Source organism: Spirosoma spitsbergense DSM 19989, assembly GCF_000374085.1.
Lineage (GTDB): Bacteria > Bacteroidota > Bacteroidia > Cytophagales > Spirosomataceae > Spirosoma > Spirosoma spitsbergense.
In genome coordinates, this window is the sequence record NZ_KB893571.1 from 1 (window position 1) to 26,277 (window position 26,277).

Annotated in this window: 21 protein-coding genes and 3 pseudogenes; 11 read left to right on the forward strand and 13 right to left on the reverse strand. The window is 51.8% G+C overall.

Annotation, left to right across the window (positions count from 1 at the left end; all coding sequences use genetic code 11):
* A pseudogene (locus tag B157_RS39110) lies at positions 1-269 on the forward strand (IS701 family transposase); the annotation flags it as partial.
* A 294-nt stretch (positions 270-563) separates the two neighbouring features.
* Here the strand turns inward: B157_RS39110 and B157_RS0124020 are convergent.
* From B157_RS0124020 to B157_RS0124035, 4 genes and pseudogenes are all read right to left on the reverse strand, one after another.
* Complete coding sequence (locus B157_RS0124020; RefSeq protein WP_020605860.1) at positions 564-1,580, reverse strand: DUF1259 domain-containing protein; 1,017 nt, start codon at positions 1,578-1,580, stop codon at positions 564-566.
* A 159-nt stretch (positions 1,581-1,739) separates the two neighbouring features.
* Positions 1,740-2,993 (reverse strand): MFS transporter, encoded by a 1,254-nt coding sequence (locus B157_RS0124025; protein WP_020605861.1) that lies wholly within the window; start codon positions 2,991-2,993, stop codon positions 1,740-1,742.
* 52 nt (positions 2,994-3,045) lie between these two features.
* Positions 3,046-6,189: pseudogene (locus B157_RS35940) on the reverse strand (efflux RND transporter permease subunit); the annotation flags it as partial.
* A 78-nt stretch (positions 6,190-6,267) separates the two neighbouring features.
* Complete coding sequence (locus B157_RS0124035) at positions 6,268-6,693, reverse strand: hypothetical protein (protein ID WP_245565230.1); 426 nt, start codon at positions 6,691-6,693, stop codon at positions 6,268-6,270.
* Between the two features lie 296 nt (positions 6,694-6,989).
* Here B157_RS0124035 and B157_RS0124040 point away from each other — a divergent pair, with 296 nt between their 5' ends.
* From B157_RS0124040 to B157_RS40685, 4 genes are all read left to right on the forward strand, one after another.
* Positions 6,990-8,042: a sialidase family protein gene (locus B157_RS0124040; RefSeq protein WP_026308938.1), complete on the forward strand. Its 1,053-nt coding sequence runs from the start codon at positions 6,990-6,992 to the stop codon at positions 8,040-8,042.
* Positions 8,043-8,532: 490 nt separating this feature from the next.
* Positions 8,533-8,835 (forward strand): HU family DNA-binding protein, encoded by a 303-nt coding sequence (locus tag B157_RS0124045; protein WP_020605865.1) that lies wholly within the window; start codon positions 8,533-8,535, stop codon positions 8,833-8,835.
* A 411-nt stretch (positions 8,836-9,246) separates the two neighbouring features.
* Positions 9,247-10,782, forward strand: coding sequence for a hypothetical protein (locus B157_RS0124050; protein ID WP_020605866.1), 1,536 nt, complete (start codon positions 9,247-9,249; stop codon positions 10,780-10,782).
* Positions 10,783-11,187: 405 nt separating this feature from the next.
* Positions 11,188-11,385 (forward strand): transposase, encoded by a 198-nt coding sequence (locus tag B157_RS40685; RefSeq protein WP_342664712.1) that lies wholly within the window; start codon positions 11,188-11,190, stop codon positions 11,383-11,385.
* A gap of 188 nt (positions 11,386-11,573) precedes the next feature.
* On the opposite strand, the gene B157_RS0124055 is transcribed toward B157_RS40685, so the two are convergent.
* The 4 genes from B157_RS0124055 to B157_RS0124070 all read right to left on the reverse strand — a co-directional run bounded on the left by B157_RS0124055 (position 11,574) and on the right by B157_RS0124070 (position 16,103).
* Complete coding sequence (locus B157_RS0124055) at positions 11,574-13,832, reverse strand: PAS domain-containing sensor histidine kinase (RefSeq protein ID WP_020605867.1); 2,259 nt, start codon at positions 13,830-13,832, stop codon at positions 11,574-11,576.
* 704 nt (positions 13,833-14,536) lie between these two features.
* Positions 14,537-14,725 carry a hypothetical protein gene (locus B157_RS0124060; protein WP_020605868.1) on the reverse strand — a complete coding sequence of 63 codons (189 nt, stop codon included), beginning with the start codon at positions 14,723-14,725 and terminating at the stop codon, positions 14,537-14,539.
* Positions 14,726-14,763: 38 nt separating this feature from the next.
* Positions 14,764-15,456 carry a Crp/Fnr family transcriptional regulator gene (locus B157_RS0124065; RefSeq protein ID WP_026308939.1) on the reverse strand — a complete coding sequence of 231 codons (693 nt, stop codon included), beginning with the start codon at positions 15,454-15,456 and terminating at the stop codon, positions 14,764-14,766.
* Positions 15,453-16,103 carry an HPP family protein gene (locus B157_RS0124070; RefSeq protein ID WP_020605870.1) on the reverse strand — a complete coding sequence of 217 codons (651 nt, stop codon included), beginning with the start codon at positions 16,101-16,103 and terminating at the stop codon, positions 15,453-15,455. Before B157_RS0124070 ends, B157_RS0124065 begins: the two co-directional genes overlap by 4 nt.
* Before the next feature lie 99 nt (positions 16,104-16,202).
* Here B157_RS0124070 and B157_RS0124075 point away from each other — a divergent pair, with 99 nt between their 5' ends.
* The 4 genes from B157_RS0124075 (at position 16,203) to B157_RS0124090 (ending at position 23,170) form a co-directional block, all read left to right on the forward strand.
* On the forward strand, positions 16,203-18,065 hold the full coding sequence (locus tag B157_RS0124075) for a chloride channel protein (RefSeq protein ID WP_026308940.1): 1,863 nt from the start codon (positions 16,203-16,205) through the stop codon (positions 18,063-18,065).
* A 254-nt stretch (positions 18,066-18,319) separates the two neighbouring features.
* Positions 18,320-20,080 (forward strand): DUF4091 domain-containing protein, encoded by a 1,761-nt coding sequence (locus B157_RS0124080; protein WP_020605872.1) that lies wholly within the window; start codon positions 18,320-18,322, stop codon positions 20,078-20,080.
* Between the two features lie 454 nt (positions 20,081-20,534).
* Positions 20,535-21,566 carry a metal-dependent hydrolase gene (locus B157_RS0124085; protein WP_020605873.1) on the forward strand — a complete coding sequence of 344 codons (1,032 nt, stop codon included), beginning with the start codon at positions 20,535-20,537 and terminating at the stop codon, positions 21,564-21,566.
* Between the two features lie 8 nt (positions 21,567-21,574).
* Positions 21,575-23,170: a phospholipase D-like domain-containing protein gene (locus B157_RS0124090; protein ID WP_020605874.1), complete on the forward strand. Its 1,596-nt coding sequence runs from the start codon at positions 21,575-21,577 to the stop codon at positions 23,168-23,170.
* Positions 23,171-23,204: 34 nt separating this feature from the next.
* Here the strand turns inward: B157_RS0124090 and B157_RS0124095 are convergent, their stop codons facing one another.
* The 5 genes and pseudogenes from B157_RS0124095 to B157_RS37675 form a co-directional block, all read right to left on the reverse strand.
* A complete protein-coding gene (locus B157_RS0124095; RefSeq protein ID WP_020605875.1) occupies positions 23,205-23,432 on the reverse strand; it encodes a hypothetical protein in 228 nt (75 codons plus the stop codon).
* A 44-nt stretch (positions 23,433-23,476) separates the two neighbouring features.
* Positions 23,477-23,623: a hypothetical protein gene (locus tag B157_RS38510; protein WP_020605876.1), complete on the reverse strand. Its 147-nt coding sequence runs from the start codon at positions 23,621-23,623 to the stop codon at positions 23,477-23,479.
* Between the two features lie 24 nt (positions 23,624-23,647).
* Entirely contained in the window at positions 23,648-23,986 is a 339-nt protein-coding gene (locus B157_RS0124105) for a hypothetical protein (RefSeq protein ID WP_020605877.1), read from the reverse strand.
* Positions 23,987-24,067: 81 nt separating this feature from the next.
* Positions 24,068-24,445: a thioredoxin family protein gene (locus tag B157_RS0124110; RefSeq protein ID WP_084761868.1), complete on the reverse strand. Its 378-nt coding sequence runs from the start codon at positions 24,443-24,445 to the stop codon at positions 24,068-24,070.
* Between the two features lie 7 nt (positions 24,446-24,452).
* Positions 24,453-24,602 (reverse strand): annotated as a pseudogene (locus tag B157_RS37675) (transposase); the annotation flags it as partial.
* A 714-nt stretch (positions 24,603-25,316) separates the two neighbouring features.
* Between B157_RS37675 and parS the strand changes: the two are divergent.
* Both parS and B157_RS0124120 read left to right on the forward strand, forming a co-directional pair.
* Complete coding sequence (gene parS / locus B157_RS0124115) at positions 25,317-25,727, forward strand: type II RES/Xre toxin-antitoxin system antitoxin (RefSeq protein ID WP_020605879.1); 411 nt, start codon at positions 25,317-25,319, stop codon at positions 25,725-25,727.
* A 16-nt stretch (positions 25,728-25,743) separates the two neighbouring features.
* Positions 25,744-26,220, forward strand: coding sequence for an RES family NAD+ phosphorylase (locus B157_RS0124120; protein WP_020605880.1), 477 nt, complete (start codon positions 25,744-25,746; stop codon positions 26,218-26,220).
* Positions 26,221-26,277: the final 57 nt, after the last annotated feature.

The following is a 26,277-nucleotide window of genomic DNA, read 5'->3' on the forward strand; positions in this document are numbered from 1 at the left end:
ATGCCCGCCGTTGGAAGGTCGAGGAATTTCACAAATCCATCAAGTCGAACACGGGCTACGGGGCATCCCCGGCGCACACGGTTCGTAGTCAAAGCAACCATTTGTTTTTGGTGATGCTGGCCTTTGTTAAGTGGGAAGCCTTACGGCTGTCCACATCAAAAAATCATTTTGCTTTAAAGAAATTGCTGACGCTAAATGCAACTAAGTTGGCTTTGCAGGAACTCAACAGCCTCAAAAGTCAATCTACTCTATTGGCCAAGGCTGCGTAACATCAGTTAATTAATAATTTGCATTAAGATTGGTCGCGCATAAAAAGCGTTCAAGAAAACGTCGGTATTCACTTCAAAGGCTGAAATGAAGAAGCAGTGGGTGAGCTCAACAATAAACGAGCCTAAGCACCATAGCTCACTAGCAAACCTATCACGGCGGCTCCGCCAATGATACTTAGTTCTGGTAATTTTTTAAAGCGATAGAGCAGCCTTAGAGTGGCCAGGGCGATCAAGATGGTAGACACCATTCAATGAATAAGAAGCGTGTTGCATTGGTGCAGAGGCCGTTAAAAACTAATGTTTCATAGGGGTAGCTTTCCCCAATTGATCGAGTGCTGCCCAGAAACCTTTGGCCAATTCAGGTGCCGGGCCACGGCCATAATAATGCAGGAAAACGGTTCGCGGCTGTTCGCCCAACATGTGGTGGTGAATAGCGACCACTTCGAGTTTATGGCTTCGCAGGGCACTCACCACGTTGTTCACTTCACCTTCCAGCATGGCGATATCCCCCGCAATGTGCGCGGCATTCTGTTTACCAGCAAAGGAGGCCCAGGAGTTTAACCCAATGGCGGCTGTCATCTCGGCACCCATTGCCACGATCTGCACATCATCCCGCCCAACGGTGTATTTGTAGGTAGGGCCGTTGACGACGCCTTTGTAGTTAACCAGGGCATCGAGCGCGGCTAGGTCGAACAGCTCTTTGCCTGTTTGGGGAGTGCTGGTGGCTGCTGGGGTCACATTGTTGCCCGATTGTGCTGTCGCCGATGCGGTCGGTTGGGGCTGATTGGCCGGAAACAGCTTTGTATTCCCTATGGCCGTGGCATATTTTTTGGCCAGCTCTGCCGTGGTGCCCATGCCGTGCAGATGCATGTAGAAAATGCGGGGCTGTTCGTAGAAAAAATGGTTATGGATGGCCCCCACTTCCAGGCCAGCCGCATGGGTGGCATCAATCAACGGGTTTACTTCGTCTTCGAGTAGCACCGTATCGCTCATCAGGACGGTTTGCTTGCCATCCAATGTCTTCTTGAAGGATACCCAGCCGCCAAAGCCGAACGGAATCGGCACTGGTTCAGGAACGCCTGCTGGACCCTTGATGGTGACTTTCAGATCATTGCGGGGCAGTGGTACAGTGTAAGTAGCTTGGTCTTCGTTATAGGTACCCTTTTTGCCCAAGGCACTGGCAATGCTGTCCTGGTCTTCTACCGGCAGGGCAGGTGTTTTTAGACTGAGTTCGCTCTGGCTCAACGGCCCCCCGCAGAGAGGAATGGTACTAATTGCCGTTGCGGTTTGTATGAAATTTCGTCTTTTCATCGAGTTATTAAAACCGTTTATAGAATGAGCTAACAAGTTAGAAAACAATACCGAACTGAAAGCCAATCGATGCTGAAACGTATCGGAAGAGGCACCACCACAAAATAGGTAAGTGTTTGGCCAGCCGGTCGATTCTTGGGCGTTCTCGCGTGATCCATTTTATAAGGCTAACTTGCTAGTTGGCTTGCCTTTCGGTCGAAAAATTAGGATGGCAGCAAGCAACAAGGCCAGCGTTATCAAGCCCCCATACAGAAAATTGGCATTGGGAAAGTGACTGCCGGTGTAGCCTGCGATAGGGTATGCAATGGCCCACCACAAATGCGAAAATGCGAAATGGGAGCCGTACACTTTGCCTTGTTCGGCATCGGTAATATTTTCACCAATGAGCGTTTCGGAGGGAGTTTCCGCCAGACTTTGCCCTAGCCCGGCGCATAGCCACAGGCCCAACAAGACCGGATAGCTCACCGCGTTTGCGCCCAGAATGGCCACGCCCAGCAAGAGCGCACCAACGATCAGTGACACCCGCCGGGAGGGGGTTTTGTCTAAGCTCCCGGATAGAAACGCGGCCAGTGTCGCCCCAATGCCAAACGCACCCATCACCCAGCCGTAGTAGGTATCGGTCAGATGCAGCCCCTCTTTGACGTGCCCCACGGTATTGACCAGAATTTGCGCCCCCGCCACTGCCGAAACAAATTCAATGGCCAGGGCAAACCGGATCAGCGGCTGACCAAATAGTAATCGCGCCCCCTTGACCACATCGGCCCAGGCAGAGAGTGGTTTGGCGGCTGTGGACTTGGCCGAAGCCTTGTTGAGCAAATCCCCTGGTAACAGCAGGATAAGCACCCCAGCGACGACGAATGAGGCCGCATCCACGAAGAAAATTTCCCGCGCTCCCAGCCATACGGCCAGAATTCCGGCCAGGCCAGGCCCCAGTACCCCCAACAGTTGAAAAGTGGCCGTCGAAAGGCCAATCGCCTGCCGGTAGTAGGCTTTCTCGACCACCTGCGGGATAATGGATTTGTAGGTTGGCGTGAAAAACGCATTGAATATGTTCAGCAGAAAAACCAGGCTGTAAATCTGCCATTCAGCAGTCACAAAGGGCAAACAACCTACAATCGCCATGCGAATGAAGTGGGTTGTATAGGGGATTTTCTTCCGGTCGATCCGGTCGGCCAGCACCCCGGCAAAGGGTGAGAACAGAATAAAGGCCAATACGCGCAGCGTCAGGGCCGCGGATAGAATTACCGCCGATTGCTCCCGGCCAAACTGGTAGGCAAGGAGTGCCAACCCAACCCAGGTAAAAGCATCGCCCAGCAGACTGATGGTTTGGGCAAAATACAGTTTCGCAAAAACCCGGCTGCGTAGGGATTTGAACGGGTCGAGTAGCGCGGATAAGGTGGTTTGAGTTGCCATTTTTGGGGAGTTATAAAGGCTGCGTTTCTGAATTGTCATTCGTACCGGTAGCACGCCTGGGGTCATTTGTCTGAAATCCGCGCTCGAAGTAGGTGTACAGAATTGGCAGCACAAACAGCGTCAACAGGGTAGCTGTTATCAACCCGCCAATGACCACGGTGGCCAGCGGCTTTTGTACTTCGGCCCCAGCGGTGTTGGATAGGGCCATTGGGATGAAACCCAGTGAAGCCACGAGCGCGGTCATGATGACGGGCCGCAACCGCACTTCGGTGCCGCGCCGGATAATTTCCCGAAAATCGGTAATTCCTTCTTCGTGCCGCAATCGGTTGAATTCGGCGATCAGCACAATGCCATTCAGCACCGCCACCCCAAACAGGGCGATGAAGCCCACCCCCGCTGAGATGCTGAAGGGCATTCCCCGCAGCATCAGCGCAAACACCCCGCCGATAGCAGCCATTGGAATGGCCGTAAAAATGAGTAGGCTTTGCCGGATCGAATGGAAGGTAAAATACAGCAGGGCAAAAATCAGACCCAAGGCCACCGGTACTGCAATCGATAGCCGCCGTTTAGCTTCGATCAGATTCTCGAATTGTCCCCCGTAAGTGATCGAATAGCCAGGCGGCAATTTCACCTGCTGCCCTACTTTTTGCTGCAATTCGGCGACAATGCTTTCCACGTCGCGGCCAGACGTGGCACCGCCCCGCACATTGAACCCCAGGGTAATCCGTCGATGGGTGTTATCGCGCTGAATCTGGTTGGGGGCTTGCTCCATCGTTACGTCGGCCAGTTGCTGCAACGGGAGTTGCTGGCCGTTCGGCAGGGGGATAAAGAGACCCTGAATATCGTCCAGGGTCTGCCGATTCTCGGCCGCCAACCGCACCACCAGATCAAACCGCCGTTCCCCCTCATACACTTGCCCGGTGGACTGCCCCGCAAACGCGGTGTTGATAATGCGGTTTACGTCGGTCACATTTAGCCCATATTGGGCGATCCGGTCACGGTTGAGCTTCACCAGAATCTGCGACAACCCTTCCACTTGTTCCACATACAGGTCTTTGGCTCCCTGGATGGTGCGAATCAGATCGGACACGCGATCCGCTTGCCGGGTGAGTTCGCTCAGATCATCCCCGTAAATCTTGACCACCACATCTTGACGCGCCCCGGTCATCAGCTCGTTAAAGCGCATCTGTACGGGTTGCTGAAAACCGAAGGAGACACCCGGAACGACCGACAAGGCCGAGGCCATTTTTTCGGCCAGCTCCTCACGGGTTGTTGCACTGGTCCATTGCTCTTTCGGCTTGAGAATAATCATCAGGTCGGAGGCTTCAATGGGCATTGGGTCGGTGGGAATTTCGCCGGAACCACTTTTGCCAACCACTTGCTCCACTTCGGGGAATTGTTTGAGCAAAATCCGTTGGGCCTTGGTGGTCGCGTCGGTGGATTCGCTCAGCGAACTACCCGTCATGACCCGCGTTTCGACGGCGAAATCGCCTTCGTCCAGGGTTGGTAGAAATTCGCCCCCCATGCCCATGAATAGAAAAACGCTCAGTGCCAACAGTGACACAGCCACCCCCAAGATCAGCACCCGGACACGCAAAGCCCGCATAATAAGCGGCTCGTACTGGCGGTGCAGCCAAGCCATCATCCGGTCGGAAAACGTGTTGCGGTGCTTGATGACTTTGTTGAGCAGCAGAGCCGAAATCATCGGCACATAGGTCAGGGATAGGATGAATGCCCCCCCAATGGCGAAAGCTACGGTGAGGGCCATCGGTCGGAACATTTTGCCCTCAATGCCGCTCAGGGCCAGAATGGGCAGATAAACAATCAAAATAATGATCTCACCGAATGCCGCCGAATTTCGTATCCGACTGGCCGATTCGTACACCTCCTCGTCCATTTGCTTTTGGGAGAGCATCCGGTTTCGATTGCGAAGCAACAAATGATGCAGGGTCGCTTCGACAATAATCACCGCCCCATCCACGATCAGCCCGAAATCAATCGCCCCCAGGCTCATCAGATTACCCGACACGCCAAAGACGTTCATCAGCGAAATGGCGAAAAGCAGGGCCAGCGGAATGACCGAGGCCACAACGAAGCCCGCCCGCCATTCGCCGAGTAACAAAACCAGCACAAAAATGACGATCAACGCCCCTTCCGCCAGGTTGCGGGCGACAGTGCCAATGGCACAATCCACCATTTTTGTCCGATCCAAAAATGGGATGATTTCGACCCCTTCCGGTAGGGTTTTGCGAATCGCCTCAATTTTTGTTTTCACCAGCTTGATGACTTTCGAGGAGTTTTCTCCTTTGAGCATCATCACCAATGCGCCCACGACTTCCCCGTGGCCGTTGCGGGTAACAGCCCCGTAGCGCACCGCGCTGCCGATTCGTACCGTGGCCACGTCCCGAATTAGGATGGGCAGGCCATTGCTGGTCTGACGGATGACCACCTTTTCAATGTCGGCGATGTTGCCGATCAGCCCTTCGCTACGGATGAAATAGGCATAGGGCTTTTTATCAATGTAGGCTCCGCCCGTGTTCTGGTTGTTGCGTTCCAGTGCATTGAATAAATCCGTCGTGGTCAGGTTGGCGGATCGGAGTCGGTTGGGATCGACCGCAATTTCGTATTGCTTGACCAGACCCCCGAAACTGCTCACATCGGCGACCCCAGGGGTTCCCAACAATTGCCGCCGAATGATCCAATCCTGAATGGTGCGCAGTTCGGCCAGTGGGTATTTTTGCTCGTAGCCCTTTTTGGCGACAACGGTGTATTGGAAGATTTCGCCCAGACCCGTGGTGACGGGAGCCATCGTGGGTGTACCCACCCCCGGCGGAATCTGAGCGACGACGTTTTGCAACCGCTCGGTGATTTGTTGCCGCGCCCAATATACGTCCGTCGCGTCCGTGAAAACAACGGTGACAATGGACAACCCAAAGCGCGAAAAGGAGCGCAGTTCGATCAGGCCCGGAACGTTAGCCAGGCTGATTTCAACGGGCACGGTCACCAGTCGCTCAATGTCGGGAGCGGCCAGCGCGGGGCTGGTGGTGATAATTTGTACCTGGTTGTTGGTAATATCAGGAACGGCGTCGATGGGCAGTTGAGTAACCGACCAGCCGCCCCAAACCATTAGGGCCAGCGTAAAAATGCCCACGATGAGTTTGTTCCGAATGGAAAACAGAATAATTTGATTGAGCATTGGGGATCAATTAACGGATAGACAAAGCCGCTCACCCCAGCTCGTCAGGAGCCAGAGGAGTGGAACAAAGCAAAGCCATCAACTGAGTTTGGGCGGTTGCCAGAAGGCAAGCAGCGGCTCCAGGGGAGAGCCTAACGCATAGTGAAATCCCGCTTGCCGAGGGGCCACGGTCAAACCGGGTGTATTTATCCAATACATTTCCCCCAATAGCCAAACTACCTGCCAGCTTGCGCCCGTGCTGGCATGGGGGCATTTAAACGGAATTTTGGTGTGGTCATGTTGCTGGGTATGATGAGTGCCTTCATCCCCATAATGTTCGGCCAAAAAATCGAATAACGAGTGATTCGGCTCCTCATGGCGGTGGCATTGATAATGCTGATAGAGATCAGGTAATTTGGCGCACTCCTCCCATACCATCGTCGGCAGCACGCTGAACAACGACAGATAGAGACTGATTCCAAGAGAGAGCAGGCGCATCACTGAGAACAAAGATAGGCGATTCATGGGCAATCCCTATCTAAGTGTTCTGGTATAAACGAGCGTTTACTTGGGACCACTTGTCAGACTTTGATCTTTATATAAATGGCCTATTAATTTTAGAACATGGCATATGACCGACGTACCGGACCGGTCGGAAATTTGTCGGCACGGCCCACCCGGCTCTTTGTTTAGTTATGCCCTTTAGGCTAAAATCACCTGTTTTGACGTATCTAAAAAGTGACAGTACTGCGTTTCAATTATATACGTAGCTAAATTCGCTTTATCATTTTCATAAACTCAGTTTCTTATTCCTCTCTGTTATGCGCTATCTGTTCTTTGTTCTATTGCAGCTATGGGTTATTTCGGCAAAAGCTCAGTCCTCAACATCTCCTCAAAAAGTCGCGTCTGGGCATTTGCCTGTTGTTATTGCTGATGCTACTGGAACAGTACATTTGGTATATGGTCAGGATTCAACAATCTATTACACTACGGCCAAAAACCAAACTGCGTCTTTTTCCTCACCAAGCAAGGTAGCCATCCTGCCGAATTTGGTGGCCGGGGCTAAACGTGGGCCTCAGATAGCGGTTACTACCCAATTTATTGTCATTACCGCTGTGAATCGACAAGGGGATATAGTTGCTTACTCCCTCAACCGGGCCACCAATCAGTGGTCACCGGCCGTGCGAATCAACGATGTGCCACAAATAGCGAAAGAGGGGTTTCAGGCTGTGGCGGGCACGGGCAGCGGTACCTTCCATGCGGCCTGGCTGGACTTGCGTGACGATAAGAAGAATAAAATTGTCGGAGCTACATCCCGCGATGGCGGGCGTACCTGGTCCACCAATCAGGTTATCTACCACTCACCGGATGGCACGGTTTGCGAATGCTGTAAAGTGTCGATTGCCGCAAGCGACAACAATGTCTATATTCAGTTTCGTAACTGGCTCGATGGATCCCGAAATTTATACCTGGCTCACTCGGCTGATGGGGGCAAGACCTACGCAGCTGCCCAAAAGTTGGGCACGGGTAACTGGAAACTAACGGCTTGCCCAATGGATGGGGGAGCGGTCGTATTGTCGGCAAGCGGTCAGCCCCTAACCACCTGGCGACGCGAAAACACGTTGTACACCTGTTTGCCGGGCGAGACGGAAAAACCCATTACAACGGGTCGTAACGTAACGCTCGCTTCAGGAACAGCCAGACCTGTGCTGGCTTGGGATGAAGGTGGCATCGTTTGGATTAAGTCAGACAAGAATTCAGCCATTTCAGTAGGAAAAGGCCAGATGCCCAGCATCGCCATAACTGGCAAAACGGCGTTATGCGTTTGGGAAATAGACGGGCAGGTTATGATGAATTCTGTTACGATTAATTGAGCCCAGCCAAATTGGACTTGCAACACAATACTGGACGCGGTCCCCGGGACAAATTTTTAAGCAACATGTTTGAGAGCATCAAAAAGTGTAGGGTATTTCTTCCTAACGGGCCGCTCCGGCGTACCGGGATTTATACGGTAAGCAACTATGTAATTAAGTGAAGCTTGATTATCAATGATTTAACTCAACATCTATCAATAAGGATTTCCTTGTTGATAGATTATAATACCCTACTGGATTGGTCAGAATGGCTCTTTTTACGGTAGGTTTTCATGTACCGCCCGGCGGCCCGGCCTTTTTGATAAGGTACTGATTATCAAAAGGTAGTCATTTTGAACTATAAAACCCTTTGCTTACCGTATAAATCCCGGTACGCCGGAGCCGCCCGTTTAGCTAAAGAACCCCTAGTATAAAGCAGTAGGGTGACTGTAACAACTAGTTTCCTCATGGTCCACTTATTCCCAGTCTCCTCAAAACCAGTTAGGTAGGTATGACAAAACAAGATGTAATTAACCAAGTCAGTGAGCGAACCGGTCTTGATAGCCTGACCAGCCGTTCCATCATTGAATCCTTTTTCGAGGTCGTTAAAGAATCGCTCACCGAGGGAGAGCCTATCTACATTCGCACCTTTGGCAGTTTCATTCTGAAACGACGAGCCCCCAAAGTAGGGCGTAATATTAACCAAAACACGGCCGTCACGATTGCGGCTCATGTGGTGCCCTCTTTCAAACCCAGTCGTGATTTTACCGACCAGGTAAGGGCACAAGGAATTACTGTTGAAACGAAAAAGTGAACGAATGACCGCATAAAAAATGGGTGGTGACATCGTATGTCACCACCCATTTTTCTACCCTTTTCACCCCTTTCTTTGCCCCGCTATAAGTTGTACTTTTTGGAGAAATTTTGTATAATTATTCTTATTTTATGTGAATATTCTCAGATCAACCACCCTAGACAAGCCCTAAAAACAGGCCCAATTGCACGTTGGAAAGGGCGGCCGCCGCGCGGGAAGAGAAAGGTCAGTATTATGTTAATGGAAAATGCATAGGTCAAGACTAAACTTACTACCAGTCATAACTAAATGTGCAGCTTCCAGTTAATAGGGCAAGCCCTGCTTGCTGTGCCTACGTAGATACTGACTCCATGGAGAATCGCTTCAGGATAATCTTACCCTATTAAGATGACTAACTCCTATTCCTTGCGTATGCCAGCTCTCCTGCTATCAGGCCTGGTTGTTGTTGCAGCGGCTGGCTGCCAGAGTGAAAGCTCAACCAAGACTACCGCCCAAACCACTACCGACTCGGTGGGTGCTGGCCGTATTGAAGCTGGCCGTGAGATCTACCGCAATGAAACATTTGGCGACGAGGGCTTCTGGACCGACGCTGTGCGCATGCCCCAGGGCATGAAGGCTGCCAAGCTTACCGTGCTCGACGCGCTGAAAGCCGGTGTCAGTTTCGATGTGGATGCCCTGCCCACCGACCTGAAAGCTGCCTTCGTTAGTGAGCTCAAGACCGACCACTCGCCTGCCAAAGCACCCAAGCTTAACGATCCCGCCACACTCGAGGCGCTGTTGAAGAACAACGCCGTTATTGGTATGGTACCCAAAGGGGGCAAAGTTGGCGTGAGCTGTGCGCTCTGTCACGCCATCACCGACAAGTCGATGTTTGAGCTTCCGGGTAAGGGTAGCATTGGCAAGCGGATCGACGGCCCCACCCCGCACAGTCTCAATGTGGGCAAGCTGCTGGCCACCGCTGCCAACTCACGCGCGCTCTTTCCCACCCTACAGTTGCAGCAGCCTGACGGAACTACCATCGGCCGTGCGCCTAAGGGGTTGACGGCCAACTCCTCCGAAGCGGAAGTCGATGCCTATTTGAGTAATCCGAAATACTACCCTATCGGCACATTTGATGACTCACCTGACGGTAACGGTAACTCTATTCACATCACGCCCTTTTTTCGCCAGGATCTGGCCGCGCCCTTCGGCTCATCGGGCCAGAATGACAAGCTGAATGATTTTAACAACACGGTCTACACTGCTTTATTCGACCAGAGTAACCTGCTCTCGCCCGGCGGCAAACAGTTTATTCACCTATTGGGTGCGGCAGGCGGTGACTCAATCTTGGCCGGTTATGCCAAGGTATTGGCCGCTACCGGCGTCACGGGCTACCCCTATGTAACGGCTCCAGAGAAAGGCAAGCCCGGTGAGGTGCCTACCCCCACTGGTAAGCGTGTGGACGAGCAAAAGTTGCGCGACTTGGAGGCCTACGTCCGCAGTCTGCAAGCGCCCAAGGGCGTAGTGACCAACGCCACGCAAGTAGCTAGTGGGCGCGCGCTGTTTGTCGCTCAAAATTGCACGTCTTGCCACAATACCAATCAGGGTGTGCCGGTGTCCACGAAGCTCATTCCAATGAAGACCATCTGGCCAGGCTACGCGCCTAAAGTGCTGGCCCAGCGACAGGCTCCCCTATCGCCCATTCAGAACGCCCCTGGTACATTCGACGATAAGATGGTGGTGGTGGACGCCAGTCCCGGTGGGGGCATTCGTGGCAACGCCCTTCCTTTGCTATTGGACCTGGCTCGTAAGCCAGTATTTCTGCACGATGATTCGGTGAGTAGCCTGGATGAACTGTTCAACCCGAAGCGCGGCAAAACGGCTCCGCACCCCTTCTATATAGTCAGAACTGCCCAGCGAAGCGAGCTGGTTGCTTACCTGAAGAGTTTGGACACGGATAGTAAATAGGGTAGCTGCCGCATCGGCACGGTCCGCCGTTGCGGGAAAATGTGTCATCAAATAGGATAATCTACTTGATAATCAGCTATTTATTTAGAGTCTGACCTTCCTCTTGCTACGAATGTTAGGCACTTTACTATTTTCATTGGATTTGTTCAAGTTAGCTGACTGATTAACCGAATAGACTGAACCTTGATTGCTGAACAAGTTCGATTAACTAGTTTGAGCGCCTAAGGACGAGTCTATTAATCCTAGTCCTGCTTGGGGACTGGTATATTCATACGTTCGTTTCGCTTTACTCCCTCATGACGCTCAGAGAAATCCTGCCCGCCAAACTCCTCCTATAACGTACTTAAATTCAGAGTGTTACTACTGGCTGATGAAGCATTTTCCCGGAATGTTGACGGTCCGCCGATGCGGCAACCTCCCGTGGTTCGTAGCTTTGGACTACGCCGTTCACGTTATGTGGGTCTGGCTAAAACGCATTTAGAGCATATTTTTATCGCGACGGCGATCAATCTGTATCGGATAGTGGATTGGCTGAACAAAGTACCCTTAGCCAAAACTCGTCAGGCTGCCTTTATCCGTTTGATGCCTCAAATAGCGACCTAAACTGAATTCGCCAACAGTATCCGTTTGCACAAAGAACCCCGTAATGTCGTACCAGCTTACAATGGCCTTTAACTATAGTTGAGAATTAGCCATACGCAATCAGGTTAAGAACTATACACCAACCAAGGATATGGACCGTAGCACTGTTACGACTATTAAGACCTATCGAAATCTATAGTTTATTCCGATTAGGGACAAGCAGGCAGGTACAAGGTAAATGTAGCCCCTTCACCCGCAACACTATGCGCCCTCACGGCCCCCAGGTGGTTATCCATTACCTGCCGTACGATAGCCAGGCCGATACCTGATCCACCGTAAGGGCTGCTTTTGCTGTGCAACCGCTCAAAGGCACTGAAAATGCGGTCCTGATATTTTTCATCAAAGCCAATGCCATTATCGGCCACCGTAATCTGCCAGTAAGCGGGTGGGTTAAGATTCCAGCCACTAACAGGAAGGACCATAGGTAAATCTTCCCGATTCACCCATTTACTCATCAGGGTTACGCGGGGCTGCTGGCCGGGCCTGGTAAATTTAAGGGCATTACTTAACAGGTTTTGAAATACCTGCCGCAGTTGCAGTGCGTCGCCCGTTATCGTAGGCAGGTCAACCACCTCCACGACTGCATTTTTTTCGCCTATAGCAATTTCCAGATCAACAAGTACTTCACCCAGGATGCGATTTAAATCAATGGACTGATAGTCAACCGGTGAGCCCATCGACAGCCGCGAGTAGGTTAATAAGTCGCGGATAAGCGTCTGCATTCGGCTGGCGGCTGTTTGCATCCGTATCAACAGATTTAGCCCATCGCCCAGGGCCGGGCCGTACTGGTCGATAAGGATATTGCCGAAGGAATTGATTTTGCGCAGCGGCTCCTGCAGGTCGTGCGAAGCCACGGATGCAAACTGATTCAGACGGGCATTGGAATGCTGAAGCTGATCATTGAGCTGCTCAATCTGCTCCTGCGCTTGTTTAATGGCNGTGATGTNGATAGTNGACGTTATGAGCCCATCAGTCCCAAGGCGCGCAGCGGTAGTCAGAAACCAGCGGTTGCGGAAATACCGTTCGAAAGTGAATGGCTGGCCTGTTTGAATCACCCCTATATAGTCGACAAAGGCAGTATTACTCTCGAGCGCCATGCTTAACTCCAGAAGCGTACGAGCCTGTAATTGGGCATGGGTCAGGCTGAGGATCGATAAGGCGGCCTGGTTAGCCAGTTCAAAGCGGAAATCAATAATCTGCCCCTCCTCACCCCGGAGGGGATAATAGGTAACTACCGCCGTGGAAGTTGTATCAAGAACGCTCTGTAGCAGTTGGGCCTGTTGATGCAACAGTTGTTCGGTTTGCTTGTTAGCCGTCAACNGGGTCAGGGAGGCTACATAGCCATCGCCTAGTTTCGCCACCGCAATGTGATACCATTCATTGACGACTTTGTAATGTAACTCAGCCGTGAACGGTTCGCCCGTCTCCACGACCTGTACGTACCGGTTAAAGAGTGCCGGCTGCTCATTGGCTGGATAAAAGTCAGATAACCGGCGTCCTGCCTCGAGGAATTGGTCAGAAGGCACCATAGCGCGGGCTGCCTGGTTTACCAGCGTCAGTCGAAAATCAACTATCCTTCCCTGCGAATCGCGTAAGGCTTCGCAAGCCAACAAACCACTCAGGGATGTGTCCAGAATCCGGGTCAGCAATTCAGCCTGCTGCTGCTGCTGCTTATGGGCTTCCTTAAGCTGGGTAAGGTCGCGAAACAAGGTGAAAAAACCATCACCCAGCGGCTTACACTGCACTTCAAACCAGCGCTGAAGGCGTGGATTATAATACTCCCAGTCAATCGGTTCCCCCTGCTCGACGAGGGCCTGAAAACTGGCAGCGAGCCGACGTGCATCCGGCTGACGCTCAAAAAGACCTAACTCCCGAAGTTCCGTTTCTTCGTACCCGGTTACGTCCAGGACACGAGCGTTATAAAAGATGGTCTGATAATCTACAATGGCCTGTGTAGCCCCATCACGTTTAGCCCGGTAAACGACGATACCATTGGGAGACTGCTGAATAACACCTGCCATCACATCGAACAAGCTAAACTCCTGACCGACCAGAGGAAACGTCAGCGTTAGTTGTTCATCCTGACAGGCAATAGCTACAGACTGCAGAAACCGGTGATCATTCCGATGTTTGAGCCAGATCGGTAGGAAGTGGGTTGAGTTGGAGGCAGATGAACTCGCTAACGACAATGTATTGACTTGCTGTTGATCGACAAGTAGCGTCAGTGGTCGATCTTTTACTAGCATTCGGTTATAACCCGTTACGCGCTCAGCGGCCGTATTGATTAGACGAATCATGTAAGCAGGATTAGCTCCGGGTACGGCCTGACAAATAATGACCCCACAGGCTACCCCATCCAGGAGGGCATCAGCCGACGGCTCATGAGAGAAAGTCCGTTTCGTAAGCATATCAGGTAAAAATTTATAGCCTCTTTCGGTTTAGGTTCTTATTGATGTCCGCTTACGGGGTTCTTTGTGCAAACGGCCGGATTTATACGCTAAGCAACTATATGTCTTGGTGAAAGTTGATTATTAGTACATTAAAATAGTGCTTATCAATTAGGATTTCCTTTTTGATAAACTGTTCTACCCAGGTAGATTAGTCAGAATGGCGGTTTTTTGGTTCATTTTTCAGATACTTTTTTTGATAAGATGCTGATTATCAATAGCCATATCATTTTAACTATAAAACCCACCGTCCGCGGCTGCGCCAGGCCGCTGGAGCGGTTGCTTACCGTATAAATCCGCCCGTTTGCAACGAGAACCCCAGTGTATGGTCATCGCTGGCTGAAAATGCTTTTTCAAGCCAGCGATGACCATACACTGTTAGGCGATCTTTTATATGTCAGAATAGTCCGTTGGATATAAAAATCGGGTATCGTTTTTCGATACGTTTTTTTGATAGTTTGGCATGGCCGCCTGACGATAAACCGGCGATAGACTTGCGGGTTGATGGCGAGTAGATGAATTTTAAGGTAATAGAGACACTCGTGGGGTTTAGCCGGAACAGGTTCAGGTGTCGGCCGTTTTGTCTTTTTCATGGGGTGACGACAGGCTTACCCTAAAGTACGAAAATCGTCGGTTCACCCGCGCGGCGGACCGTCCAGGCTTTTTTATGCTCTCGTACCTGACCCTTCCCACAGGTACGAGAGCAGGTGAAACGAATGCGCATGCGGCTGGTCAATCGTCTCAATTTGCCGAAAGAGGTCGCGCAGCCGAATCATGTAAAATCCACCCTTCGCCGTCGAATTATCGGAGTACTCCTGAAGCTGGTAGGTATGAAATATCGGTTTTTTCATCATACAACAACGTATCCTGGTTCGGTAAGCAGCATCGGGAATTAAGGGTCCGTATGCGTCAGAATAGCCAGTTTCCCGGCATCCAGAAGGATCAGACTCTTGTCGGTCTGCTGAATCAACCCCTCAGTTCTCAGCTCGTTGAGCGTACGGAAAAATGTTTCGTAGGTGGTGCCGGCATAGGCCGCCATATCCTGCCGGGTCAGGTTCATAACGATCTGCCCCGTTTCGTCCGCTCCAAATTTATGCTGCAGCATCAGCAGCGTTTCGGCCACCCGGCCTTTTACATCCATCAGGGCCAGATTACGCATCCGTTTTTCGGCTTCCTGCAAGGCGTTGGCGTAAAACCTCATCAGTGCGTAGGTAAGCGAATGGTTGGACTGGAGGGAGAGTTCAAAAAAAGGCAGGGCCACAAAGCAGAGGGTAACGTCGTCTAAAGCGGTGGCGGTGATGGGCAGAATCTGGTCGTTGCCCAGGGCCCGATAGCCAATCATGTCGCCTTTTCGGGCAAACTTCAGGATCAGTTCTTTTTGCTGGCTCCACGCCTTGTGGATTTTTACGGTCCCCTCATACACAAAGTAGACCCCCGCAACCTGACTCCCCTCCGAAAAAATCACTTCCTTTTTTTTGAAGGACAGCATCTGTCGATTCCCATCGATCAGGGGAAGCCAGCCTGCCAAACTGTTTCTACAGAGGAGGCAACTGCTTAAATCACAAGGCGTCTTATTTGTTTTCATGACAGGGATCGTGCGCGCGCCCGTTTACGGGAAGCTGCCCGGTGGCGCAGGTTTCTCAGCGGCTTATGCCACCGGCTCAGGCGGCTTGTCAGTCGAATAGGCTGGCTGGGATAGGACCGGTTCGGGGGAATATTATTAACGATCAGTGCCATAACGAGCAAAATCACCACCCCCATCAACACGGGTGTCAGTACGTAGTAAAAACCCAGGGCTTTTATTTTATCGGAGCCAATGTTGGCAATCAGCGCCGTAGCGCCCGCCGGTGGATGCATGGTTTTGGTGATTTGCATACCCACAATGGACAGCGAAACGGCCAGGGCGGCTGATAGCCAGAGCTGATCGGGCAGCAGCTTGTAGATGCTCACCCCAATAACCGAAGCCAGCAAATGCCCCCCTACCAGGTTTCGGGGCTGAGCCAGCGGACTATGAGTGGCCCCAAAGATCAACACGCAGGAGGCCCCGAACGACCCAATCAGAAACACACTGTCCTGGGCAAGCAGTTGCAACTGGTTCAGTAACCCAAACGAAGCAATGGCCGTAAAGGCCCCGACGAATGTCCAGAAATGATCGGCGGGTTCAATTAACGTCTGACGATACACCACATACCGAACGATCCGGTATTGCCTTCGTACTACCAGCTTCAGCATAGGCTTATTTATAGTATTATTCAAATCACAAACTTCGGCAAACTATTTTATACTTTAATGAATTAACTATGATATAAATCATACTAGTAATTTTCGCATATGCATCACCACCATATCGGACAAGAACCCATTCCCATTTCAACTTCATTAAGACAGTTTCTCAATGGGGAACCGCTAATACCGAAGCGAACCGGCTCAAAAAAGCGCATTCTATATATAGCCATGCTGGCCGTAGGGCTGGCGGGTGGTGTAGCGCTGATTGCCCGCCTGCTGGTTGGTCTTATCAATTTGGTTACCAACCTTTCCTTTTTTGGGCGGTGGTCATTGGCCGAGAGCAGCCCGGCTGATGCAACGCTGGGCCTGTGGGTCATTGCCTTGCCGGCGGTGGGCGGGATAATAGTAGGCCTTATGGCTTTTTATGGCTCCAAAGCCATAAGGGGACACGGCATCCCTGAAGCCATGGAACAGATTCTGGTCAATAAAAGCCGGATTAAACCCATTATCGCCTTTTTAAAACCCCTCTCTGCGGCCATCTCAATTGGAACAGGGGGACCTTTTGGGGCAGAAGGTCCCATCATTGCAACGGGTGGCGCCCTGGGGTCCACCATCGGCCAGATTCTTACCATCAGCGACAGCGAGCGAAAAACGTTGCTGGCTGCCGGGGCTACGGCCGGGATGGCCACTATTTTTGGTACGCCCTTAGCCGCTATTTTCCTGGCCATCGAGTTGTTGTTATTCGAGTTCTCGGCCCGGTCGATCATTCCCGTTGCGCTGGCCTGTGTTACAGGAGCCGCCGGTCATCACCTGCTGTTTGGCACCGACCCGGTTTTTGCCGTGTCCGAAATTATTCCCGAAGCCAGCAATGCCGCTTTGCTGGCCTACAGTGCTATTGGCCTGCTGATTGGCGTGCTATCGGTAGCTATTACCAAGCTGGTCTATTTTATCGAAGATGGTTTTGAAAAATTACCCCTTCACTGGATGTGGTGGCCCGCGCTGGGTGGGCTGGCGGTAGGCCTTATTGGCTACGTTTCTCCTAAAACCCTGGGAGTAGGCTACCGTAATATTACCGATATTCTGTCGGGGACAATGCCCGTATCCCTTGTGCTGTCGTTGTGTCTGTTCAAACTCCTCTCGTGGTCCATCTCATTGGGTAGCGGCACATCAGGCGGTACCCTTGCCCCGTTGCTTACCATTGGTGGGGCTATCGGAGCGCTGGCGGGTCATGCCGTCGAACTGGTATTCCCTGGTCTTGATATCAATCTGCCCCTGGCCGCTTTGGTCGGTATGTCGGCTTTGTTTGCCGGGGCCAGCCGGGCGGTGCTGACCTCCATTGTTTTCGCCCTGGAGACAACCCGGCAGACCAACAGTCTGCTGCCCCTGCTGGCTGCCTGTGTCGGCTCGTACAGTATTTCGTTCTTATTGATGGAAAACACCATCATGACCGAGAAGATAGCCCGCCGGGGCACAAAAACGCCTGATTCATACGAGCCCGACTGGCTGGAAAAATGGACCGTTGGGGAAGTGTCCATACCCGGTACCGTTATGCTGACCGCTACCAGTACCCTGCCCGAAGTGTATCAATATCTGCGGGATTTGGCCACCAAAAGTCAGCGGTTTGTGGTGGTTGATAGCCATCAGCAGGTTAGTGGCCTGGTAAGTTTGTCCACGCTTGTTGCTCACCCCGATCAGGAAGCTCTACTAAGCGACGTTCTGGCGGGCAGTCGGTACGCGTCCATTTCGCCCGGTAGTTCGTTACAGGCCGCCGTTGACCTGATGACCAGCCAGCAGGTCGATATGCTGGCCGTTGTATCCGCTGATAATCAGATCGTCAGCATTCTGGATTATGACCAGTTATTCTCGGCGTACCAGGCGGGGCAGGACGAGCAAAACCACCGGAAGAAGCATATTTCAGTACGGAGATCGTTGCGAAAACGGGTTATCGCTTACCGGCGGGCAAATTAGACTAAGTAATTGACTATAAATGTTTTACAATCAAATAAAGTTCAAAAAGGGGGTTGTTTGACGCGTAATAAAGCTAGGTGAAGGTGGGATTTATTGTTGTCCCGTATTTACTTGGCTTTGGCTATTTCTGGCCGGTCCGTCATGGTGAGCCTGATGACCGGTGCAGGTGTAGAATTACAGTAGAAACCGTAAATTTCCAGTTACAGAATTCAGGACTGTGTTCCTTTTTAAGTCAATCTCCCGATAAAACCTTTATGAGAGCCTTAGCAATACCTTTCCTTTTACTTCTGTTCCTGACTGGTAAAGTACTGGCCCAGTCGGTAGATTTAGTTTCGTACCGGGAGCTGCCCGACCCAAAACCAGTCGATAAAACCAGTTGGTCTACCATAAAGGCCGGGCCCCATTTCAGCTTTACCACCGCTGACGTGCGGTACGGGAAACACACCACTCCGGATCCGTCAGGGGTGCAGGCAAGCTGGAAGGCAAACGCCTGGAAAGGGGAGAAAGTACACACGCAGGCTCTGCTCTGGAGTACATCTGCGATGCCCCAGGTGACACTAAGCTGGTCGGAACTGAAAAACGACAAAGGCAGTATTATTCCGGCGAGCCAGGTGTCGGCCCGTTTCATCCGGTTCGTCATGACGGACGGGTTAAATCCGGAGGGCAACAACTGCGACAAGCGGCCGGTTGGTAAATATGATTCGTCCCTGGTGGCTGACCCCATCGACTTCGTTTCCGTGCGGGACGTGCCGCAGCAAACCGCTCAACCAGTCTGGCTGAGTGTTGCGGTTCCGGCAACGGCCACGACCGGGAGTTACGCGGGCACCCTGACCGCTACCAGCCCGTCAATTTCCAAACCGATCGTCTTATCGTATAGCATCGACGTCCAGCATCGCACACTGCCCACCCCAACAGACTGGACGTTTCACCTGGATTTATGGCAGAATCCGTACTCGGTGGCGCGGGTGCATGGCGTGAAGGTATGGTCGAGAGAGCACATGGACCTCATGCGGCCGTATATGAAAATGCTGGCCGACGCCGGGCAAAAGTCCATTACGGCTACGATTATTAACGACCCCTGGCAAAGTCAGACGGAGGATGTGTACGGGTCGATGGTGAACTGGACGAAAAAGAAAGACGGCACCTGGGCCTACGATTACACGATTTTCGACCAGTGGGTACGGTACATGATGGATCTGGGCATCGATAAGTTTATCAACTGCTACAGCATGATTCCCTGGAATCTGAAATTCAGTTACTACGACGAGGCTACTCAACGGGATACGTTCCTGATTGCTAAAACGGGTACGCCCGAATACGAAGCGCACTGGCGACCCATGCTGACCGACTTTGCCCGACACCTGAAACAAAAAGGCTGGTTTGACAAAACAACCATCGCGATGGATGAGCGACCGATGAAGGCCATGCAGCAGGCCCTGGCCCTGATCAAAGGCGTCGATAAAAATTTCCGGGTTTCGCTGGCGGGCAACTACCACCCCGAACTGGCACCGGACTTAATTAACTACTCCGTAGCCACCAACCAGACTATAGATGCTCCCACGCGGCAGCGCCGTCAGCAGGCCGGCTTTACCACGACCTACTATACCTGCTGCGTGGAACGCAACCCGAATACGTTCACGTTTTCTCCCCCGGCCGAAGCGACGTTTATCAGCTGGTATGCGGCCAATAAAGGGTACGACGGCTACCTGCGCTGGGCCTACAATTGCTGGGTAAAAGACCCCCTGCTCGATTCGCGTTTCCGGACCTGGGCCGCTGGTGATACGTACATCGTATATCCGGGTCCGCGAACCTCCATCCGCTTTGAGCGGCTCATTGAAGGGATTCAGGATTACGAAAAAATCCGCATTCTACGCAATGAATTTGCTGCGAAGGGTCAGATTAACAAAGCCCGGCAGCTCGAAAAAGCGTTGAGCCATTTCGATATAGCTACCTTAACCAGCAGATCAGCGGCTGACGTGCTGAATCCCGCCAAAGTGCTTCTCAACTCCCTGTAGCCGATTCCTGACGCGCCTGTTTTCAGCCCCGACACGAGAAGATATTTTGATGGCTTACCCGTATTCAATCGGCCTAATCTCGATCAGGCCTGATTAGCAATGTGTTGTGAAGCTGCGTAGTATGTATCCTAACCAACAGCGCTAGTTTTTTATTTTCGGGCAGTTTCAACAGGCCACATAACAGACCGTCTACCCGACGCATTGACATCTGGATCGAAACCTGAACTCAGGCTTAGTTATTTTCAAAATACAATCTTCGGATACCTATCTTCGGCCCATTAAGCGGCTGTTATCTGAACTGTGCCTGCTTGAATAGGTTAGCCTGTATACGTGATCGACACAAACTGGCAGATAAACGGCGCAAACAATCTGGCTACGCCACAACAGGACTCAGCTCACTAGGCAACGTACGCCGGAGCAGCCGGTCATTATACCTTGATGAACGACTTTCGCTATGGATTCATTGACGCATGCCGCCCTGGGTGCCTGCATAGGTAAACTGATGCTGAGCAAACCACTGGGCAAAAATGCGTTGCTGTGGGGAGCCATAGCCCAAAATCTGCCCGACATCGACGGTGTAGCCAATGTATGGTTGCCGGTTTCTGAAAGCTTACTGGCGCACCGGGGCCTGACGCATTCGCTGCCTGTTGCTCTTGTGGCCGCTGCGGGCCTGGCCTGGATAGCCCACCGCTGGCAACGCAGCAGCGGGGTGTCGGTTTGGCAGTGGTTCGTTTTCTTCGCGGTGCAGCTATGTCTCCATGACCTGCTCGACACGACCAATGCCTACGGCACTGGCTTGCTGGAACCGTTCAGTCACGCCCGGTTTTCGGTACATCTGCTGTACGTCATTGATCCATTGTTTACGCTGCCGCTGCTGGTGAGCACGCTGGTACTGATAGGGTACAACCGTCGGTACACTTGGGGGCGGGCATGGGCCATTGCAGGGCTGTGCTGGGCGTTGGCATATGTAGGAGCTGCTTCCGTGAGCAAAGCCATTGCCAGCCGGGGTATCCGGGAATCGCTGTCAGCGGCCAACCTTTCAGGAACACATTTTTTTGCTACGCCTACCCCGTTCAACAGTCTCTTGTGGTACGTGGTGGCAACAAATGAACCGGGGTATGCTATAGGGTACCGGTCGGCGTTTGAAAAGCCGGAACACCGCACGGCGTTTACGTTTTTCCCGCAGCAGAAATCATTGCTGTCGGGAGTTTATACATCGGCAGAAGTAGCCCGGCTGATCGAGTTTGCGGATGGTTATTACACCGTTGAGCGTGACCGGCTGGGGCTTGGAATCAATGTGCTCCGGTTTGGACAGGTGGGGGGCTGGCAACAGCCGACCGCGCCCTTTACCTTCCGGTATCAGCTGGGCAACGAAATCAACAACCGGCTGGTGGTGCAGCGGGGCCGCTTTGAGGGTTGGAGTCAACCGGTTATTGCTGCCTATGTCAGTCGTATTTTTGGCGACAATCACGTCCCCCCTAACTAACCTCTGCCATGCATTATCTTACTGAACTGAACTGGCTGACGGTTGGCCAGGGACTGTACGTTCTGCTTACCATCATCGTTTGTCTGCGTATCGTTTACGATACCCGCACCACTACTAAAACCCTGGCGTATCTGCTGCTTACCATTTTTCTGCCCGTCGTGGGCATGATCGTATACTTTACGGTGGGTACCAACCTCAGGCTCAGGAGTATGTACAGTAAAAAGCTTACCAGCAACGAAACACTGGCCATGCGAATTGACGAGCATATAGTCAAAAGCAGCCGCGAGCAAATGGAGCAGGCTACCGAAAATGTACAGCAAAACAGCAAACTGGCGCGGCTGATGGTACGCGATAACTCCAGCCCTCTGACGGGTAATAACCGGGTTACCCTGCTGCTTAATGGGGAGACTAAATTTCCTGATTTACTCGATGCACTGCAACAGGCCCGGCACCATATCCACATTGAATATTACATCTACGACGACGATCGGATTGGCAATGCCATCAAAGATATTCTGATTCAGAAAGCGAAGGCCGGGGTGCAGGTGCGTTTTATCTACGATGATTTTGGCAGTCGGGCTATTACCAAAAAGCTGGTGCCTGAACTCCAGACCGCCGGGGTGCAGGCGTATCCATTTTATAAACTGACCCTTCCCAATTTTGCTCAGCGACTCAACTACCGCAACCACCGGAAAATTGTTGTTATCGACGGCTGTACGGCCTATGTGGGGGGAATCAACGTGTCTGACCGCTATATCAACCAGCCCCATCAGCACGGCAGGCGCGTCGATTCGCCGGAGCGGGGCAGGGGGCCAATCGGTTCGCGGGGCCGAACACCGACGAACAAGGAAAAACAGATGTTCTGGCGGGATACGCACCTGCGCATCGACGGCGCGGGCTGTTATTATTTGCAGCACTTGTTTCTATGCGACTGGAATTTCTGCGCCGACGAACCCGTAGCCATCGAATCCTCTTTCTTCGGTAACAGCCTCGCCGACCAGCCCGTCAACGGCGAATCCACGCCGGGCGAACCCATCGGAACGACAAACCGGCCGGGAGCCATGGTGCAGATTGGGGCCAGCGGTCCAGACTCCCGGCATCCGGGGTTGCTGTTCGATTTTTTGCAGGCTATCAACTCTGCCGAGGAGGAAATTCTGCTGACTACGCCCTACTTCATTCCCGGCGACAGCCTGCTTGACGCACTGACGGTGGCCGCACTGAGTGGCGTGCGTGTAAAGCTGCTGGTGCCGGGTATATCTGACTCCCGGCTGGTCAACGCGGCTGCCAGCTCATACTACGGCGATTTGATGAGCGTGGGTGTCGAAATTTACCTGTATCAGAAGGGATTCGTTCATGCCAAAACAATGGTGACCGACGAAAAACTGGCCGTAGTGGGTACTGCCAATATGGACTACCGTAGTTTCGACCTGAACTTCGAAGTAGCCGCATTCGTTTACGACACTGACCTGGCCGACCAGCTCAAGCAGGCGTTTATCGATGACCTGTCTTACTCGGAGCGTATTGATTACGACAGGTGGCGGCAGCGGTCACGCATCCGGCGGCTGGGCCAGAAGATTGCCCGGATGGTGGCCCCGCTACTCTGATTGCACAACCGGTTTCCCGAAAATAAATCGCTTCTCAATTACCCCAATATGTTAAGTAGCCATGAGCCGATAGGGCCGTGGTCTGCCACTCAATTGCTTCCTGCCGACGTCCCAGTTTATACAACAGGTGAGCATAGGTATCCCTATTAGCCGTCTGCGGTTGAATGTCCATTGAACGCTTGGCCCAGGCCAAGGCTTTTTCAAGCACCTTTGGGTCATCAACGACCTCGTAGAAAGCCCACGCTCCCTGGTTCAACTGCATGGCTAAGGCCAAGGAGTAGGCCGATTTGTAGTAAGCCTTAGATTCTAAAACGATTCTATATCACCCAAGTCGCGCTCCCCTCGCAAAAACGGCCCCATCAGCTCCTCGTATTGCGCCTGATCACGCTGCTGAATGTCGGCCAAACTAATGCTCATGGGCGTAGCATCCAGATAAGTGTTGGCTACCTTCATCAGTTTAGGTGCATTACCAAGGTGTCAATAAAAATCCATGCGTAAACCAAACGCTTGTTGTTCGTTTGCTTCTTTGGATCGGCTATCATCCTGGCTGCCTGCATGCTCGATCATCAGCCTTATCGCTTGTTCAAACAAATCGGCATCTTTCTGCTGACAGGCCTGCCTCATGGTTTGCATCACGGCTATCGCGATGGGCGGGGGTTGGTTCTCCGGCATGGAGCCCATGAGCTCATGGACGCGGGCCTGATTTGCCTGATACAATTCGTAGGCCATGCAGTTGAGCACCATCAACTTGGGGTAGTCTAACAAAAGTTTAAGTGTTTCGTCGGCCTGTCGCTGTCCGGCTGGCAGGCTAGCCAAATACTCATTAAATACATCTGCATACGGTGTTCCAGCTGTTTGAGCCGCTTCAGATACGCTTTGATGAAAGCTGCATCGCGATTACCCGACTCGTATTCGACCTGGTAAGCAGCCAACGGCTTTTGCGAACGCAACGTCAGCCAACGCAATAAACGCTTCCACCGGGCGCCCTCCCATTGCCACAAAGACGACCTCCTCATCGGCATTGACGAAAAAGTAGGATGGATAACCCTTAACGTTAAACTTTTTGGCCAGTTCTTGGCCTTCTCCCTGCTGGGCATCGGCCTTGTAATTGACAAAAGCCGCGTTGTACTTCTTGCCAACCCTGGCATCGGGGTACACCTCCTTATTCATCCATTTACATGGACCGAACCAGGTTGTGAACAGGTCGAGAAAAATAAGCTTGTTTTCTCCTCTGGCTTTTACCAGCACCGATTGCCAGTCTGCGCTTCTGAACAGTCACCTAGGCTTTCATCTTGATATGAGTTCGTTCAAAGACCCGATCATTAAGGGCTTGACAAGTGGGTTCATTGAAGCGAACTGCATTAAAAGCAGGCATATGCAGAATACGACGAAGACGACTGTTGCCTTTTTTGGAGATGCGCGTTTTGCCTGAGTGCTTATTTGGTAGTGGCTTTGACGGTTACCCGACCGGTAGAGTCGATTACCGATAGGCAGACTTGAAGGGTGTCCTTGCTGATGTCAAGACCAACACAATAGCGCAGATAAGATGTCATAAACAAAGGGGATAAAAAAGTGAAACATGAACCTAACTACTTTCCTGACTCTGGCACATCGATTGCAGATCACAGTGACAAACTCCGTCTATGGGTACTGTCGGAGCTTGTAGAAAGTGACAAGGGTACCAGCGCAGCCAGCGAGTTCAAGATCGGGCTATTCTCCGTCTCAGCCGCGGACCCGAGGTACTGGTAACCCCTGTCAGGTCTTACTCAAAAATTGCACTTTTTATGACAACCTCAAATCAAAACAAAGATATGAGCGGCGGACCGTCAGATCTCGATGTATTCAAACGTCGCCTGTTTAGCCGCTTCTATAGGTTTAACAATTTGCCCTCAAAAGCCGACTTTACATCAAAGCTATTCAAGCTGCTTTGGCAGAGCTAAGGCTTATGCAACAAACAATCTGTGGGCAAACATAATGCCTGCGTAACTTCAGTTCATATCAACTACTGCTGGAAATCGTCCAGAAAAACCTCCAATAGCTTTCGAAAAAAGGTACTGGTGTATACTGCAAAAGCAACTGTGGGTTGCAAAAATGAACGACTCTTGGCATATTGCAGTTATAGTAATGAAAAAAGGCACTGCTTAATATGGCATACGCAACACTTCCTCCACAGACGGCGGTTTACACCCCCTACACTGTCATTGATAAATCCCGGCAGGGCATGCTTCGTACTGAAGCGGATCAGGTAGCCCAGCTAGCCGGATTGACCGATATTGAACTGGCCCGCATTCTGAACATGTCGATCCGGAACCTACACCGGCTCAAAGCCGATGATAAACTGGCCAGAGACGCTTCTGAGCGGCTGCTGTTACTAACCAATCTGTTACAACATGGGCTGGATGTCTTCGATGAGGATGCTCAAACACTAGCCGAATGGCTTCGTTCACCCATTCGTGAACTCAATACACAATCCCCCTTGTCTCTACTCGACACAACAACCGGGTTTGGGCTAGTGGATGATGTGCTGGGGCGCATCGAACACGGCATTGTCGGCTAGTTATCCTGCTATCTTGATGTTAACCGTTTATCGAACCGTCAAAGCAAAATACATCCATGAGCCATTGGCTACCGAAGGAGCACGGTTATTTGGTGGCCGGTGGAACCCAAAAGGATACCCCCTACTTTATACTACCTCCTCGCCTGCTCTGGCCTTAGTCGAATCGCTAGTGCACCAACCCCGGGTTAAGTACGAGAAGTTGCCTAAACTATTTCTGTTTACTCTAGAGGTGCCTGATGACTCATTAACCACTTTGTCACTGGACGACTTGCCTCCTTATTGGAATGACGAAAGCTACGAACGGACCCAGTGGATTTTACGAGATTGGCTGAATGAGCCTACTACACTAGTGGTGGCTGTTCCCTCTGTAGTAGTGCCGATGTCCTACAATTATTTGTTTCATCCGGCTCATTCGGCTTTTAGCCAAATTCGGGTTCGCCATCAGGAGCCTTTTCCCATCGAACGTCGACTTTGGCAGCAGGACAATCCATAATTCATTCAATTAACAAACCTCTACCTCGTCAAATGAAAGTGGACATAAAATGTAACT